At 60.8% G+C, this 16320-nt stretch carries 12 protein-coding genes and 2 pseudogenes; 12 read left to right on the top strand and 2 right to left on the bottom strand.

Annotated elements, in window-relative coordinates; genetic code table 11:
- Positions 1-1143: 1143 nt before the first annotated feature.
- Positions 1144-1767 (bottom strand): arylesterase, encoded by a 624-nt coding sequence (locus EXR36_12185; GenBank protein ID MSQ60367.1) that lies wholly within the window; start codon positions 1765-1767, stop codon positions 1144-1146.
- On the opposite strand from EXR36_12185, the gene EXR36_12180 reads away from it, so the two are divergent.
- The 12 genes and pseudogenes from EXR36_12180 to ettA all read left to right on the top strand — a co-directional run bounded on the left by EXR36_12180 (position 1766) and on the right by ettA (position 15760).
- Complete coding sequence (locus EXR36_12180) at positions 1766-2443, top strand: ATP-binding cassette domain-containing protein (GenBank protein MSQ60366.1); 678 nt, start codon at positions 1766-1768, stop codon at positions 2441-2443. The genes EXR36_12185 and EXR36_12180 overlap by 2 nt on opposite strands.
- A 5-nt stretch (positions 2444-2448) precedes the next feature.
- Positions 2449-4932 (top strand): FtsX-like permease family protein, encoded by a 2484-nt coding sequence (locus EXR36_12175; GenBank protein ID MSQ60365.1) that lies wholly within the window; start codon positions 2449-2451, stop codon positions 4930-4932.
- A gap of 39 nt (positions 4933-4971) precedes the next feature.
- Positions 4972-5796, top strand: a complete 825-nt coding sequence (locus tag EXR36_12170) for an alpha/beta hydrolase (protein MSQ60364.1) — start codon at positions 4972-4974, stop codon at positions 5794-5796.
- A gap of 96 nt (positions 5797-5892) precedes the next feature.
- Positions 5893-7716: a translational GTPase TypA gene (gene typA / locus EXR36_12165; protein MSQ60363.1), complete on the top strand. Its 1824-nt coding sequence runs from the start codon at positions 5893-5895 to the stop codon at positions 7714-7716.
- 186 nt (positions 7717-7902) lie between these two features.
- Positions 7903-8757: a flagellar motor stator protein MotA gene (gene motA, locus EXR36_12160; protein ID MSQ60362.1), complete on the top strand. Its 855-nt coding sequence runs from the start codon at positions 7903-7905 to the stop codon at positions 8755-8757.
- Positions 8757-9739: pseudogene (motB, locus tag EXR36_12155) on the top strand (motility protein MotB). Before motA ends, motB begins: the two are co-directional and overlap by 1 nt.
- The gene (locus tag EXR36_12150; GenBank protein MSQ60361.1) at positions 9708-10511 is read left to right on the top strand and encodes a class I SAM-dependent methyltransferase; all 804 of its coding nucleotides are present in this window, start codon (positions 9708-9710) and stop codon (positions 10509-10511) included. Before motB ends, EXR36_12150 begins: the two are co-directional and overlap by 32 nt.
- A gap of 70 nt (positions 10512-10581) precedes the next feature.
- Positions 10582-11991 (top strand): HDOD domain-containing protein, encoded by a 1410-nt coding sequence (locus tag EXR36_12145; protein ID MSQ60360.1) that lies wholly within the window; start codon positions 10582-10584, stop codon positions 11989-11991.
- Positions 11992-12007: 16 nt separating this feature from the next.
- Positions 12008-12802 (top strand): RNA methyltransferase, encoded by a 795-nt coding sequence (locus tag EXR36_12140; protein ID MSQ60359.1) that lies wholly within the window; start codon positions 12008-12010, stop codon positions 12800-12802.
- Positions 12772-13644 carry a hypothetical protein gene (locus EXR36_12135; protein MSQ60358.1) on the top strand — a complete coding sequence of 291 codons (873 nt, stop codon included), beginning with the start codon at positions 12772-12774 and terminating at the stop codon, positions 13642-13644. The genes EXR36_12140 and EXR36_12135 overlap by 31 nt, the downstream gene beginning before the upstream one ends.
- A 1-nt stretch (position 13645) precedes the next feature.
- Positions 13646-14026 (top strand): annotated as a pseudogene (locus EXR36_12130) (RidA family protein).
- 69 nt (positions 14027-14095) lie between these two features.
- Positions 14096-15760, top strand: a complete 1665-nt coding sequence (gene ettA / locus EXR36_12125; protein MSQ60357.1) for an energy-dependent translational throttle protein EttA — start codon at positions 14096-14098, stop codon at positions 15758-15760.
- 187 nt (positions 15761-15947) lie between these two features.
- On the opposite strand, the gene EXR36_12120 is transcribed toward ettA, so the two are convergent.
- Positions 15948-16172, bottom strand: a complete 225-nt coding sequence (locus tag EXR36_12120) for a Uma2 family endonuclease (protein ID MSQ60356.1) — start codon at positions 16170-16172, stop codon at positions 15948-15950.
- Positions 16173-16320 lie beyond the last annotated feature (148 nt).

The following is a 16320-nucleotide window of genomic DNA, read 5'->3' as shown; positions in this document are numbered from 1 at the left end:
GGCATACGGTGCACACGCCGTGGCTGATCGACGCCTCTGGGCGCGCGGGCCTGATCAAGCGGCGCCTGGGTTTGGCGCGGGAAAGCGATCACGAGGCCACCGCCGTGTGGTTTCGTGTGGGGCATCGCATCGATATCAACAAATGGTCAGCGGACCTGGCGTGGATCAATCGCTGCACGCCACCGGAGCGCTGGCGTTCCACCAATCACCTGGTGGGGCCGGGTTATTGGGTATGGCTGATTCCGCTGGCCTCGGGCTCCCATTCCGTGGGCATCGTGGCGGATGCTCGCATGCATCCCACCGAATCTCTCAATAGTTTCGAGAAATCCATGGCCTGGCTGTTGTGCCACCAACCCAGATTGGCGCAAGAGCTTGAGGGCCAGCAAACTTGCGTGCAGGACTCCGCCTGGGTGCGCCGCTATTCCTACGGATGCGAGCGCGTGTTCTCCTCCGAGCGCTGGGCCATGACCGGAGAGGCGGGGGTGTTTCTCGACCCGTTCTATTCGCCTGGGAGCGATTTCATCGCCATCGGTAACACCTATATCACCGATCTCATCGCGCGCGAGCGCAAGGGCGGCGCGATCCAAGCGCGGGCGGCGATCTACGAGCGGCTCTACCAATCCTTCTACGACAGCATGCTGTCCATCTACCGCGACCAGTATCCGATCTTCGGCAGTCCGGGTGTGCTGCCGGTGAAGGTGCTGTGGGATTACACCTATTACTGGGGCGTGTTGTGCCAGATTTTTTTCCAACACAAGCTCACGGACATCGCGGCGTTGGGCGAACTGCGCGAAATACTCACGTCGGCGCAACAGCTCAATTACGCCATGCAGCCCCTTCTGCGCCAGTGGTCCGCGTTGAGTGGGGGCGAAAACCCGAGCGCGATGCTCGACCAGGCGGAGTTGGGCTGGTTCGCGGAACTCAACCGCGGTCTCACCGACCCTCTTGATAGCGAAGGATTCCGGTGCCGGCTGCATGCCACGACAGCCCAACTGCGTGACCTGGCGGGCGAGATAGTACAAGTAGCGTGTGCGCAACAGTCTGCGCTAGACGCCGGCAAAGTACTAGGACTGCTCGGAGAGAGGAGTGCGGAGCGCAAAGAGTGTTTGCTCTTTGCTTCACCCACGTTGCATTAGCTTGTCATTATCGCTTCAGCAGGGGCTTCAGAGTGCGCCACACGGTATCGAGCATGGCCGGTTGTGCTTGCGCACTGGGGTGAACCCCATCGGATTGAAACATTTCGCGGTTTTGCGCGAACCCTTCCATGAGGAATGGAACAAAGGGAAGGTCGTATTGTTTGGCGATGGTGGCAAAGGTCTGGGAAAATTCGCTCGCGTAGGTGGCCCCATAGTTGGGGGGGAGGCGCATGCCAATCAGTAGCACGCGCGCGCCACTGCCTTTGCAGGCCTGGACGATTGTTCCGAGATTGGCCTTGAGGCCGCTGTTGGGTTGGCCGCGCAACCCGTCGTTGGCGCCCAGTTCCAGCACCACGATGGCGTGACGGTGTTGCGCGAGCACCTGAGCGATTCGGTTTTTTCCGCCGAGACTGGTCTCGCCGCTGATACTGGCATTGATGAGGCGGTGCCTGAATTTTTGTTGCGCAAGGCGCTTGCCTAGGAGATCCACCCAACCCGTCCCTCGGGCCAGTCCGTATCCTGCCGATAGACTGTCACCGAAGATCACTATGGTAGGGGTTTTTTGGGCGGCGGCGTCGCCAAAGCAGGCGAGCGCGCCTAGAACCACGCAATTCCTGAAAAAGGACATCATGCAGAACATTGTGCAGGCGGAGGGCTTGACGAAGCAAGTGCACACGAGCCGTGGCCCCCTGACCATTCTGGATAACGTGAATCTCGTCGTGGGCACTCGCGAGGCCATTTCCATCGTGGGCGCCTCCGGGTCGGGTAAGACCACCTTGCTAGGATTGCTAGCGGGCCTGGATACACCCACGGCCGGAAAGGTCTTCCTCGCGGGCCAAGACATAGGTTCGCTGGATGAAGACGGACGTGCACGTTTGCGGCGCCAGCAGGTCGGATTCGTGTTTCAGAGCTTCCAACTGCTTCCTGGCATGACCGCGCTGGAAAACGTGATGCTTCCCTTGGAACTCGCCAATGCCAGTGGCGCACGCGACGCCGCCAAGCACTTGCTCGATAGAGTGGGACTCGCGGACCGGGCGCATCACTATCCGCGCCAATTGTCCGGAGGAGAGCAACAGAGGGTCGCGCTGGCGCGAGCATTTGCCGGACCGCCGAAGTTGCTGTTCGCCGACGAACCCACGGGCAATCTGGATTCCGTCACGGGACATGAAATCATTGATCTCATGTTTGAGCTGAACCGGGAGCAGGGCACGACCTTGGTATTGGTTACGCACGATAGCGAACTTGCAGCCCGCTGCGACAGGCGCTTGACCTTGGCCGCCGGGCGCTTGGTGAGTGAAATCGCGTGAGCAACTTGTTCGCTTTTGCCTTGCGTTTGCTCGCGCGCGAATGGCGTTCGGGTGAATTGCGCGTACTGGGGCTGGGGCTTCTGATCGCCGTGGGCAGCCTGACCACGGTGGCATTCTTTTCCGAAAGAGTACGCCTGGTGTTGACGCAAGAGGCCGCGCAATTGCTCGGAGCGGATCTGCTGGTGGTGTCCGGCCGGCCATTGGACGCTACCATGCAAAACCGAGCGCGGGAACTGGGCTTGCGAGCCATGAACGTGGTGCGATTCCCTAGCATGGCCCAGCACGACAATCAGACATTGCTGGCGGACATCAAAGCCATCACGAATAGCTACCCGCTCAAGGGCAAATTCACGGTAAAGCGCGATGCCGGCCTACCCGCAATCCGCCCCACCGCCGCACCCACGACCGGCACCCTATGGGGCGATGAGCGCGCGCTCGCACGATTGGGTGCGAGCGTCGGAGAAACCATCACATTAGGCGACCGGAACTTCACCCTAATCGGGATCATCGCAGATGATCCCGATACGGCCATCAGCTTCATGAATCTCGGGCCGCGCATCGTCATGAATTTGGAGGATCTGCCTTCCACCGGTCTCATTCAGGCGGGCAGCCGCGTGAGTTACCGCTTGGGCGTGGCCGGGCCTGCCGGCGCCGTGGAAGCCTTTCGCAGCTACGCCAAGAGCAAGATTGTCGCGGGCCAGCGCGTCGAAGATGTGCGCGAGGCACGCCCGGAAATTCGCTCTGCCTTGGAGCGCGCGGAAAAATTTCTTGGCCTGGCGTCCCTCATGAGCGCGGTGATCGCGGCGGTGGCCATCGCCCTTGCCGCGCGCCGCTACTTGGTACGGCACCTGGATAGTTGCGCGGTGATGCGCTGCTTCGGTGCCTCGCAATGGTTCATCCTCGCCGTTCACGCGCTACAGTTTCTTGCGTTGGCTCTCATCGCGAGCGCGATGGGTTGTGCCTTGGGATATCTCGCCCAAGAAGGCCTCGCCTTATTGATGGCGCCGGTGGTGGGCGTGCCATTGCCGCAAGCCGGATGGATGCCGGTGGCGCAGGGAATGGCGGCCGGTGTGGTATTGCTGGCGGGATTCGCCATCCCGCCCCTGGTGGGCCTGCGCAAAGTCCCCACCTTGCGCGTATTGCGCCGGGATATGGGGCTGCCCGATACCATTACGGCCAGCACCTATGTGCTCGGATTGAGCGCTTTGTGCGCGCTGGTACTGTGGCAATCGCAAGATTTCAAATTGGGTCTGTACGTGCTGCTCGGCATCGCTGGCGTGATCGTGATGGCGTCGTTGGCGACCTGGGCCGCCATGGGGGTGCTCACACGCGCGGGACGCCGTGGTTCGTTCGCCGTGCGTTTCGGTATTTCCAATTTGCACCGGCGCCCCTTGGGCAGCATCACCCAGGTGGTGGCTCTAGGCGTGGGCATGATGGCGTTGATTCTCATGACGATGACGCGCGCGGATCTTCTGGAGAGCTGGAAACGCAGTCTTCCCGCGGACGCGCCCAACCGCTTCCTGGTGAACGTGCAGCCTGACCAAGTGGCAGCCATCGGAAAGTTCTTGCGCGGTGAGGGCATGGCGGCACCCGCGCTGTATCCGATGGTGCGCGGCCGGCTGGTGGGAATCAATGGCCGCGAGGTGAGTTCGGAGAATTACACGGAAGACCGTGCGAAGCGGCTCATGGACCGGGAGTTCAACCTCTCGTGGTCGGCTTCCTTACCACAAGACAACGCCATCGTGTCGGGAAACTGGTTCTCCGGGTCCGATAACGGGCGAGCGCAATTTTCCGTGGAAGATGGCTTGGCCATAACCTTGAACATCCAACTGGGAGATGTGCTGGCTTACGACATTGCCGGCGTTCGTTTGGAAGCCAAGGTCACCTCCTTGCGCAAGGTGGAGTGGGATTCCTTCCGGGTGAATTTCTTCGTGATCACGCCCCCAGGAGTCCTGGAAACCCATCCAGCTAGTTACGTCAGCGCCTTTCACGTGCCGGCCGCTAGATCGGCCCTCATGGACCGGATGGTCAAGCGCTTTCCCAACATCCTGGTGATCGACGTCGAAACCGTGCTGGCCCAGGTTCAGCGCATCATGGATCAAGTGGCGAAGGCCGTCGAGTTCGTGTTCGGCTTTGGGCTGGCCGCGGGGCTCATCGTGCTCTTCGCCGCCATTCACGCCACCCACGACGAACGGATTTACGATGCGGCGGTGCTGCGTACCGTGGGCGCCACCACGCGGCAGTTGCGCGCGGCGCAGGCCGCGGAATTCGCGGTCATCGGCGCGCTTTCGGGAGCCTTGGCCGCTCTTGGCGCAAGCGCCGTGGGTTATTTCATCGCCGAACGCGTGCTCAACGTGAGTTTCCACGCCAATCCGTGGATCTGGCTGGTGGGTTTGCTGTCGGGTGCGGTAGGTGTGATGGGAGTAGGCCTGGCCGGCACCTATCGCATCGCGCGCACGCCGCCGATGGAAATATTTCGCACGGTTTGATGGAAGAAAATGCGTTTCACCACAGAGACGCTTTAATACATGAATCCGATGCGCATCCTTGCCATTACCCTTTTGGTTGCCGCCGTGTCGTACCTCGGCGTATGCACGCTGCTTTTTTTCGCGCAGGATTCCATGATCTTCCTGCGCCAGCCGCTGCGGGCGGAATCCCCGGCGCTCGCAAGCAGGCTGGGTGCCGAGGAACTCAGACTCTCCACGCAAGATGGCGTGCTGCTGCACGGATGGTCGCGCAAGGCGAAAACCCCCGGCACGACACCTTGGCTCATCTACTTCGGCGGCAACGCCGAGGAAGTGACGGGAATGCTGGAGGAACTCTCGCGATACGCGGGCGTTGGCGTGGCCCTAGCCAATTATCGGGGCTATGGTTTGAGCGGCGGCGAGCCCTCCGAACGGGCCTTTCTGGCCGATGGGGTAGCCCTCTACGACGCGCTGGCCGCGCGGCCCGAGGTGGACCGCGAACGGATCCTGGTGATGGGGCGCAGCCTGGGTACCGGAACGGCTGCATACGTGGCTTCCCAGCGCAAGGTGCGCGCCGTGGTGCTGCTGTCCCCCTACGATAGCCTGACGGCGGTGGCGGCCCGCGTCTACCCCTGGCTACCGGTGGCGTTCCTGATGCGCCATCCCTTCGACACCTTATCACGGGCACCGGCGATATCCTCTCCAATGCTCGCCGTGGCGGGCTCCTTGGATACCATCGTGCCTCCTTCGCACTCGCAACGCCTGCGCGAGGCGTGGAAGGGCGAAGCTCAACTGCATCTGCTGGTGGGCGCGGGCCACAACGACCTTTTGCTACACCCGGGATTTTGGCCCAGAGTGGACGAATTCATCGAGCGCAATGCGAGGTAATGGGTACCCTGGCCTACAAGCTGCTCACCATAGCAGGCTTGTAACATCTCCCATGCTAGAATCCGCGCCCTTTTGCCCCGCCCCATGAAGCCCGACATGCTCCGCTCCGTACGCAATATCGCCATCATCGCTCACGTCGATCACGGCAAGACCACCTTGGTGGACAAGATGCTCCGCCAGGCCGGAGTCTTCGAGGCGCACCAGCATGTGACCGAGCGCGTGATGGACAGCAACGACATCGAGCGCGAGCGCGGCATCACCATCCTGGCCAAGAATGCCGCGGTGGATTACGGCGACGTGCACATCAATATCGTGGATACCCCCGGCCACCGTGATTTCGGCGGGGAAGTCGAGCGCGCCCTGTCCATGGTGGACGGCGTGCTGGTGCTGGTCGATGCCGTGGAAGGTCCCATGCCGCAGACACGCTTCGTTACGCGCAAGGCACTCGCGCGCGGGCTGAAGCCCATCGTGGTGGTGAACAAGGTTGACCGCCATGGTGTGCGGGCGGAATGGGTAGTCAACCAAACTTTCGATTTGTTCGACCGGCTGGGTGCCACCGAAGACCAATTGGATTTCCCGGTGGTCTACGCCTCGGCGTTGCAAGGGTGGGCCACCTTGGATCTGAACAAACCCAATGCTGACCTGAAGCCTTTGTTCGACACCATCATCGGCCAGGTTCCCGCGGCCGATGGCGATGCCGGCGCACCATTACAACTTCAGATCAGCGCCCTGGATTACTCCACTTACACCGGCCGTATCGGCGTGGGCCGGATACAGCGGGGAACGCTGCGTTCCCCGCAGGAAGTGTTACTACTGGCAGGAGAGGCGGCGCCCAAGAAGGCACGCATCACCCAGCTATTCGGTTTTTCGGGTTTGGCGCGCCTTCCCGTGTCGCAGGCCGTGGCGGGTGACATCGTATTGATCCAAGGCATCGAGGAACTCACCCTGGGTTGCACCATTGCCGATACGGAAACACCGGAAGCCTTGCCCATGCTGACCGTGGACGAACCCACGCTTACGATGAATTTTCAGGTGAATACCTCGCCTCTCGCGGGACGGGAAGGCAAGTTCGTCACCAGCCGCCAGGTGCGCGAGCGTCTCTATCGCGAGACCATGTCCAACATGGCGCTCCGCGTGGAAGATACGGCTGACGCGGACGTGTTTCGCGTCTCGGGCCGCGGCGAATTGCACCTCACCATCTTGATCGAGAACATGCGCCGGGAAGGTTATGAATTGGCCGTGTCCCGCCCGCAAGTGCTGTACAAGGAAATCGACGGCCAGCGCTGCGAGCCCTACGAGTTGCTCACGGTGGATCTGGAGGACACTCACCAAGGCGCGGTGATGGAGGCGCTGGGCACGCGCCGTGGGGATTTGCAGGACATGCAGCCCGACGGCAAGGGCCGCACGCGCTTGGAATACATCATCCCCGCCCGCGGGTTGATCGGCTTTCAAAACGAGTTTCTCAACTTGACTCGCGGCACCGGTTTGCTCTCGCACGTTTTCGACGAGTACGGGCCTCTCAAACCCGAGATGCCCCAGCGCCGCAACGGCGTCTTGATTTCCCAGGATGACGGGGTGGCCGTGGCCTACGCGCTTTGGAAACTCGATCCGCGCGGGCGCATGTTCGTCAAACCCAACGATCCCGTCTATGAAGGCATGGTCGTGGGGATCCATGCGCGCGACAATGACCTGGTGGTCAACCCCGTGCGGGAGAAGCAGCTCACCAACATCCGCGCGGCTGGCAAGGACGAAAACATTTCGCTGACACCGCCCATCCAGCTCAACCTGGAGTATGCCGTGGAGTTCATCGCGGACGATGAATTGGTGGAGGTCACACCGAAATCCATCCGTATCCGCAAGCGCTACTTGAAAGAGCATGAGCGCAAGCGCGCCTCACGCATGGAAGAGGCCGCCGCCTGATCTAGGCGTCCACGTAGCAGGCTTCCCCGCCCGCTTGTTTGTCTAAAGTCTCAATCGTCTCCTACCGTTAACTCTCTCGCCCGCTCCTGCGCGGGCGAGAGATGGCAATGGTGGCGATGCCAATGTCCTGAATCTCACTAAGAACAAGGGACTACGTCCGCTTTGGGCGAGCTTCTAGGGACATAGATGTTTCTCATAATCGGTTACGTAATCATTCTGGCGGCATCGGTGGGGACGTACGCCATTTACGGCTCCTTGGCGGCGCTATGGGTACCGACGGAGTATGTGGCGCTTATCGGTCTCATGATCGGGGGCATGGTGGCCGGTAACGGTACCAAGGCCATCAAGGCTACCTTGGGCGCCTTGCCGTCATTGTTCAATGGATCGGCCTACTCGAAGTCGTTTTACATGGACATGCTGGCCATGATGTACGAACTGCTCACCAAGATTCGCAAGGAGGGCTTGATGTCCTTAGAGGGCGATGTGGACAACCCTGAGGGCAGTCCCATATTTACCAAATATCCCGCCTTTCTGAATAACCACCATGCCGTGGAGTTTCTGACGGACTATCTGCGCATCATGGTGGGAGGCAACCTCAACGCGCTGGAGATCGAGGCGCTGATGGATGCCGAAATCGAAACCCACCACCAGGAAGCTCACGTCGCGCCCCACGTCATGTCCAAAGTGGCCGATGCGGTGCCGGCATTCGGCATTATCGTGGCGGTGATGGGGGTGGTGAACGTGATGGGATCCGTGGGCCAGCCCCAGGCAATCCTCGGCAAGATGATCGGTGGCGCCCTGGTGGGTACCTTCCTCGGGATTTTGATTTCCTACGGATTCGTGGCGCCCATCGCGAGCCAGCTCGAACAAAAGATGGACGAGGGTAGCAAGATCTACCAATGCATGAAGGTGGTGTTGCTAGCCAGCATTAACGGCTACGCCCCGCAGGTGGCGGTGGAATTTGGCCGCAAGACGCTGTTCTCCACCGAGCGCATGACCTTCCAGGAATTGGAGGACGCGGTCAATGGCCGCAAGAAATAATGAGCGACGAGTCCCAAAGACCCATAGTCATCAAGCGGGTCAAGAAGGTGAGCGGCGGCCACCACGGCGGCGCGTGGAAAATCGCCTACGCCGACTTCGTCACGGCCATGATGGCCTTCTTCTTGTTGATGTGGTTGCTGGGGTCCACCACCAAGGCCGACCGCGAAGGCATCTCCTCGCACTTCAAGAATCCGTTGAAGGTGTCCTTGATGGGCGGCAGCGGAGCGGGGGACGCCACCAGCATCATCAAGGGCGGGGGCACCGATTTGACGCGCAGCACGGGCCAGGAAAAGCGCGGGCCCAAGGCCTCGGGGCAACAGGTCACCGAAGTGTCGGAGTCCGAAGCCAAGACCGCGCAAAAGGAAAAGAAGGCTCTCAAGGAACTCCAGGAAAAGATGGTGGCAGCCATCGAGGCCAATCCCATCCTCAACCAGTTCAATAATCAAATCTTGATCGATATCACCGCCGAGGGTTTGCGCATTCAGATCGTGGACTAGCAAAGCCGCCCCATGTTCGCCTCTGGCAGCGCGCAATTGCAGCTCTACACGAAGGAGCTTGTGCGCGAGATCGGAAAGTTCTTGAACGATGTGCCCAACCGTATCAGCGTGTCGGGTCATACCGATTCGGTGCCCTATCCAGGCGGGGAGAAAGGCTATGGCAACTGGGAGTTGTCCGCGGACCGGGCCAACTCGGTGCGCCGGGAACTGATCTCGGGGGGGGGATGGAAGAAAACCGTATCGTAAGAGTGATCGGGCTTTCCTCCTCCGTGATGCTGGATCCATACGACCCGGCCAATCCGATCAACCGCCGTGTCAGTTTGATCGTGATGAACAAAAAGGCGGAGGAAATCGCCGCTAAGGATGGAGGTGTCATCGACGCGAAGGATATTCAGAGCGCGCCGGACATCAGCAAGGCAAGCCAAGCGGAGGCAGTCAAACAGGAAACAGCCCATGTCACTACGTCTGAGCCTGCCAAGCCTTAATAAGGAGGCCACGGCCAAGCCACACCGAGCCACACCTCCGATCGTCCTCGCCATGCTGGCGCAGGCCGCCGGTGCTGGCGTTACGTTGCTCCTGCTTTGGATGCTGCCCGTTCCGGACCGCTGGGGGGAGTTGAGCGCCGCCCTTTGCCACGGATTTGTGGCGGCGGTGGCGGGCAGGATGCTGGGGCTGGCCCCGTGGTGGATACCGATCAACGTGGGCTTCGTGCCGGTGGCGCTGGTGGCGACAGGCTCCGAGTTGAGCCCGGATTGGTTCCTTAGCGGATTCGTGGCCTTGGGTTTGGTGTACTGGAGTTCTTACCGCACGCAAGTGCCGTTGTACCTCACCAGCGGGGCAGGCTGCCGGGTGGTCGCCGAAATTTTGGAACGCGAGAAGGGGAGCACGTTCCTCGACATAGGCAGCGGCTCTGGCAGCGTGCTGGCACACGTCGCTCGGCGCTTCCCCGGTATCGCCTGCGAGGGCGTGGAATTGGCGCCCTTGCCCTATTGGATTAGCCGCCTGCGCCTTGCGTTGCGCAAAAACTGCAACGTGAACTGGAAGGATTTTTGGAATCTGGACCTATCGCGTTACGACGTGGTCTATGCCTTTCTTTCGCCAGTGCCCATGAGCGCTCTGTGGGAAAAGGTGCGCCGCGAGATGCGCCCCGGCACGCTATTCATCAGCAACTCCTTCCCCGTCGTGGGCGTGGCACCCAAGGAAATTCTCGTGGTGCCAGGCCCCATCAAGCGCAAGCTCTATCTCTGGCGCCTCTGAATGCGCACACCTTGAGCCGCTACCCATGCTGTCACTGAAGGACTGGGTCCGGTCGCTCTAGGGCACCAAGGTGCCCGTGCTGCGCGCCACCCTTCGCGGCCTCGCGGAACTCAAGGCGCGCGAGGAAAGCATCACCGCGCGCGACGTGTCCAAGGTGGTGCTGCAAGACCCGCTGATGGCTTTGCACGTTCTGCGTTATTCCCAGTCGCGTATCACGCAACGCCAGTTGACCGAGATCACCACCATCGAACGCGTGCTGATGATGTTCGGCCTGGGAAGTTTCTTCCGCCATTGCGCGGATCTCAATGCCATCGAGGACGTGCTCGCACCCTATCCCGTCGCGCTGCAAGGGGCCTTGGGCGTGATGAGCCGCGCCGATCATGCCGCGCATTACGCGCTGGCCATCGCCGGGCTGCGCTTCGACGTGGAGGTCGACGAGATCGTCATCAGAGCTCTTTTGCACGACTTGGCGGAACTCCTCCTGTGGGCCACGGCGCCCAGGTTGGAACTACAGTTGGAGCACATGGTTCGCCACATGCCCGGATTGCGTAGCGCCACCGCTCAGAACCTCACCCTGGGATTTACCCTGGTGGAGTTGGAACTGGCACTGGCGCGCGCGTGGAATTTGCCCAACTTGTTTCTGCAATTGCTGGACGACGATCACGCGGACAAACCGCGCGTGCTGAGCGTCACGCTGTCCGTGGCGCTTGCCCGCCACTCCGCCCATGGTTGGTACGACGCCGCCATTCCTCACGATATCGCTCATATCGAGAAACTGGTCACGGGGCAAGCGGACCAAGTGAGCGCGCGAATTCGCTGGGCTGCCGTGCAGGCGGCGCGCAACTGGCAAACTTTCGGCGTGCGGCCGGCGCTCGCATGGCTGCACATGCTTCCGGGAGACTGGCCCGCGGAAGAGGAAGACACCCCGGTATTGGGAAAAATTCAAACGCAAATCGCCGAACAAGTGATCGAGCAACTGGCCGCTTCCGATCCGAGGCATTGCAATTCGCAAAGCGTGACGGCCTGTTTGTTCTTCGCCTTGTCCAAGGGGCTGGGGCTGCGCCGTTTGTGGTGGGGCGAAGTCAACCCTCTCGACGAACGGGTGGACACCAAGTATGCATTGCTGGCCGACGCATGGCTGATTCCCAACGAACTATCCTTCGGCTTGAAAACGCGCCATCTCTTCGCGCAAGTGATGCAGCGCCAGCAAGGCCTATGGGCCACCAAGGCCGCGCGCCCCAAACTCTTGGACTTGGTTCCTCCGCCTCTCTCCGAGCGGCTCGCCAGCCGGGATTTCTTTGCCTTCGCCGTGCATGTCAAGGGAGCGCCTGCATTTTTTCTTTTTGCCGATGCCGGGCGCGCGAGCCGGGAACTGGACGAAGCCCGGTACGGATTGTTCAAGCGCTTGAGCGTAGCAGCGTGGCAAGCCTTGGCGCATACCGTGAGCCCCACCACGGAGGCTCCGTTACCGGTGCGTTGAGGTATAGACTTGGCCCATGAAGCGCATCGCCTCGCGGGACAATCCATTTCTCAAGCACCTTCGCAAACTTCTTACCTCCACCGCTGTGCGGCGAGAGGTAGGGCAGACCGTATTGGACGGTCCGCATCTGGTCGCGGCCTATCTCGGTGACACGAACAACGGGCCAGTGGATATCGCGGTATCGCAATCGGGCCTTGGCCGGCCAGAGATTCGCGCCCTGGCGGATCGTGCCGAATCGCAACGAGTTTGCGTCGTGGAAGATGCCGCGTTCAAGTCCTTGAGTCCCTCCGAAACGCCTTCTGGAATCGTGGCAGTCGTTACGATCCCGCGCGCGGCAGCCAATGCCACGGCGAATTGCCTTCTGCTGGAAGGCATACAAGATCCTGGCAACTTGGGCTCCATGCTTCGCACTGCCCGCGCGGCGGGCTTCTCCCAAATCTATCTTTCGCCCGGTTGCGCCGATGCTTGGTCGCCGAAGTGCCTGCGCGGAGGCATGGGCGCGCACTTCGGTCTTTGCATCGAAGAGGATGCCGCCCTGGGAGAAGTGTTGCGCGGTTTCGCGGGCACTTCCGTCGCGTGCGATCCGCGCGCGCAGCGAACCGTTTACGACATCTCACTCCCTACGCCGTTGGCGGTGGTGGTGGGCGCGGAAGGCGCGGGGCTGTCCTGCGCTTTACTCGGTGCCACCACGCAGCGTTGCAGAATTCCCATGAGCGGGCAGACGGAATCTCTAAATGCGGGCGTGGCCGCGGCCATCGTGATGTACGAGCACGTGCGGCAGTGCACGCATGGACAGCGGTCATTAACGTAGAACTTCCTTACCAGCCGCCCTACGATTGGCCCGCCATGCAGCGCTTCTTGGCGGACCGCGCCATCGATGGCGTGGAGTCTGTCGAGGGCCTCGCATACACGCGCACGGTGCGCATCACGGAACCTGGCGGCGAGTATCTGGGCTGGATTCGAATAGAGCCATTGCCAGGCCAGCATGCTTTGGCGCTTCGTATCTCGCCGTCGCTCGCTGGCGTTGCGCCGAAGGTAATCGAAAGAGTGCAACACCTCACCGATATTCAGCGCGATCCGCGGGAAGTCAGTGCGGCGTTGGGCGGCTTGGCCGCGCCCAATCCAGGGCTGCGCCTACCAGGTGCCATGGATGGTTTCGAGCTTGCGGTGCGCGCGATTCTTGGCCAGCAAATTACGGTGCGAGGCGCACGTACTCTCGCGGGTCGTTTCGCCGCTGCCTTTGGCCGGCGCATGGAGGCGCCAAGGGTAAGCGTGGTCTTCCCCAAGGCTGGCGATGTCGCACGGCGCCGCATCGCTACGATCGCGTCGCTTGGTGTGGTCGCGGCACGCTCCCAAGCCATCCTCGATATTGCCAAGGCCATCGTCGCTGGCATGTTGGATCTACGCCCTGGCGCGCCGGTAGAACCCACTTTGGCCGCGCTGCGCTCCATCCGTGGAGTGGGCGAGTGGACCGCGCAGTACATCGCCATGCGTGCGCTGGCTTGGCCCGACGCCTTTCCTCATTCCGATCTCGCCCTATGCAAAGCCCTGGGCGGGTGCTCGCCCAAGGAGGCTTTGAAGATAAGCGAACAATGGCGGCCCCTGCGCGCTTATGCTGTAATGCACTTATGGAACTCATTGAGGAAGACCTGACATGAACATCGCTCGAAATATTGGCGTGGCCGCGAAGATCGGTACCTATAGCGACGCAGTGGAAGTGCCCGCGGGTGCGCGCTGGCTGGTCACTTCCGGTACGCCCGGTCTGAATCCGGAAGGCAAGCTGCCGGAGGAGTTTTCCGCGCAAGCAGAACTGGCCTGGTAGCATTGCCTGCGCATGCTTCAGGTGGCCGGAATGGGCGTGGAGGATATCGTCAAGATCACCCAGTATCTGACCCGCCGTTCGGACCTGGAAGCCTACCGTCCCATCAGGTCAAAATACCTAGGCGCCGCGCGGCCGGCGTCAATGCTGAGCTTCGTGGATGAGTTGGTGTGGCCCAATATGCTCTTCGAACTGGAGATCATCGCGGCAAAATAAGCGGGATGGGCGTGCGTTTGACTGCGCCCTCCTGCATAATCGCGGGCTTTGTTAGTTTCAGGTAACTCCATGGCTCAATACGTTTACACCATGATGCGGGTGGGCAAGATCGTTCCGCCCAAGCGCCAGATTCTCAAGGACATCTCGCTTAGCTTCTTCCCCGGCGCCAAGATCGGCGTGCTGGGCGTGAATGGCTCCGGTAAATCCACGCTCCTCAAGATCATGGCCGGAGTGGATACGGAGATCGAAGGCGAGGCCATCCCCATGCCGGGCATCAAGATCGGCTATCTCGCCCAAGAGCCGCAACTCAACCCCCAGAGCAGCGTGCGCGAGGCGGTGGAAGAGGGCATGGGCGAGGTCATGCAAGCCAAGAAGAAGTTGGACGAAATCTACGCGGCCTACGCCGAGCCCGATGCGGACTTCGATAAGCTCGCCGCCGGCCAAGCCAAGTACGAAGCCATTCTTGCCACTTCCGGTACCGATAGCGAACACCAACTGGAAATCGCCGCCGACTCGCTGCGTTTGCCGCCGTGGGAGGCCACCGTCGCCAACCTTTCCGGGGGCGAGAAGCGCCGCGTTGCGCTCTGCCGTTTACTCCTCTCCAAACCCGACATGCTTCTGCTGGATGAGCCCACCAACCACCTCGATGCCGAATCTGTGGAGTGGCTCGAACAATTCCTTACGCGCTTCCCAGGCACCGTGGTGGCCGTCACCCACGACCGCTACTTTCTCGACAACGCCGCCGAGTGGATTCTCGAATTGGACCGCGGCCACGGCATTCCGTGGAAGGGCAATTACAGCTCGTGGCTGGAGCAAAAAGAAGAGCGGCTGAAGGTCGAAGAATCCTCCGAGTCCGCGCGCCAGAAAACCATCAAGAAAGAATTGGAGTGGGTACGGCAAAACCCGAAGGGCCGCCAAGCGAAGGCCAAGGCTCGCATCGCCCGTTTCGAGGAGCTAAGTTCCGTCGAATACCAGAAGCGTAACGAAACCCAGGAGATCTTCATTCCCGTGGCCGAGCGCTTGGGTGGCAGCGTAATCGAATTCAATAATGTGAGCAAAGGCTACGGCGAGCGGCTGCTCATCGACAAACTCAGCTTCAAGATTCCACCCGGCGCCATTGTCGGCGTCATCGGCCCCAACGGCGCGGGCAAGTCCACGCTGATTCGCATGATCAACGGCAAGGAGAAACCCGATAGTGGAGAAATCATCATCGGTCCAACGGTCAAACTCGCCTCCGTTGACCAGTCCCGCGACACATTGCCCAACGATAAGACCGTGTGGGAAGCCATCTCCGATGGTGCCGATATTCTCACCGTCGGCAAATTCGAAATGCCCTCGCGTGCCTACATCGGCCGCTTCAACTTCAAGGGCACGGACCAACAGAAAATCGTGGGCAACCTCTCCGGCGGCGAGCGCGGACGCTTGCATTTGGCGAAGACCTTGATCGCGGGCGGGAACGTGTTGCTACTCGATGAGCCGTCCAACGACCTCGACGTCGAGACGTTGCGTGCGCTGGAAGACGCGCTGCTCGAATTCGCCGGTTGCGTGCTGGTGATCTCCCACGACCGCTGGTTCCTGGATCGCATCGCCACCCACATGCTGGCCTTCGAAGGCGATTCGCAAGTGGTGTTCTTCAACGGCAACTACCAGGAATACGAGGCGGACAAGAAGAAGCGTTTAGGCGAAGAGGGCGCGCGGCCGCACAGGATTCGGTATAAGCCGTTGAAGGTTTGACAGCCCTCCCTCGCCCGCCGGGAGAGACTCCACGACGTTTTCGCCGCGAAATGCGGCCATGAACCTGTCGTGGAGTCTCTTCCCTCATCCACAACCCTTCTCCCGAGGGGAGAAGGGAGCGTCGTGCTCCCCGTCCGAACTGGGAGATTCATGGGTAGGGACCGAGGGTGAGGAAGCGAGGTATTGCTTAGAGTTCGCCCGGCCCGCGTTCCAAGGACTCGATAGGCACACAGTCGTAGATGTCACGCATCGAGATTTTCAGATCGACGCTGGCCAAGTGGACTAGTTCCGCGCCGGTGTATTCGATTTTTTCCCATCCGATGCCGCCGCTTCGCCTGTGAATTTCAACCCTGGCTTCGTCCTGGCCGATCAGGACGTATTCCACGATGGAGGGCAGCGTTCGGTAGGCCAACTGATCCTGTAAGCTTTCTGTTGATGACTTAACGAAAGAGAAATCATGAAAGCAGTTAAGCAGCATAGCGTACTGGAAGTCATTAAGAAAGAGCAGTTGAAGCGTCGCGCGTTTTCGGTGGAATTCAAAGCTGAGGTGGTGCGTTACA

Source organism: Betaproteobacteria bacterium (genome assembly GCA_009693245.1).
Lineage (GTDB): Bacteria > Pseudomonadota > Gammaproteobacteria > Burkholderiales > SHXO01 > SHXO01.
This window is presented reverse-complemented; position numbering and strand designations above follow the sequence as displayed.

What these genes read in the sequence shown, in the direction of transcription:
- EXR36_12180 (MSQ60366.1), top strand. Translation starts at nt 1,766, where the DNA reads ATGCAGAACATTGTGCAGGCGGAGGGCTTGACGAAGCAAGTGCACACG.
- EXR36_12185 (MSQ60367.1), bottom strand. Translation starts at nt 1,767, where the DNA reads ATGATGTCCTTTTTCAGGAATTGCGTGGTTCTAGGCGCGCTCGCCTGC.
- EXR36_12170 (MSQ60364.1), top strand. Translation starts at nt 4,972, where the DNA reads ATGAATCCGATGCGCATCCTTGCCATTACCCTTTTGGTTGCCGCCGTG.
- typA (MSQ60363.1), top strand. Translation starts at nt 5,893, where the DNA reads ATGCTCCGCTCCGTACGCAATATCGCCATCATCGCTCACGTCGATCAC.
- motA (MSQ60362.1), top strand. Translation starts at nt 7,903, where the DNA reads ATGTTTCTCATAATCGGTTACGTAATCATTCTGGCGGCATCGGTGGGG.
- EXR36_12150 (MSQ60361.1), top strand. Translation starts at nt 9,708, where the DNA reads ATGTCACTACGTCTGAGCCTGCCAAGCCTTAATAAGGAGGCCACGGCC.
- EXR36_12140 (MSQ60359.1), top strand. Translation starts at nt 12,008, where the DNA reads ATGAAGCGCATCGCCTCGCGGGACAATCCATTTCTCAAGCACCTTCGC.
- ettA (MSQ60357.1), top strand. Translation starts at nt 14,096, where the DNA reads ATGGCTCAATACGTTTACACCATGATGCGGGTGGGCAAGATCGTTCCG.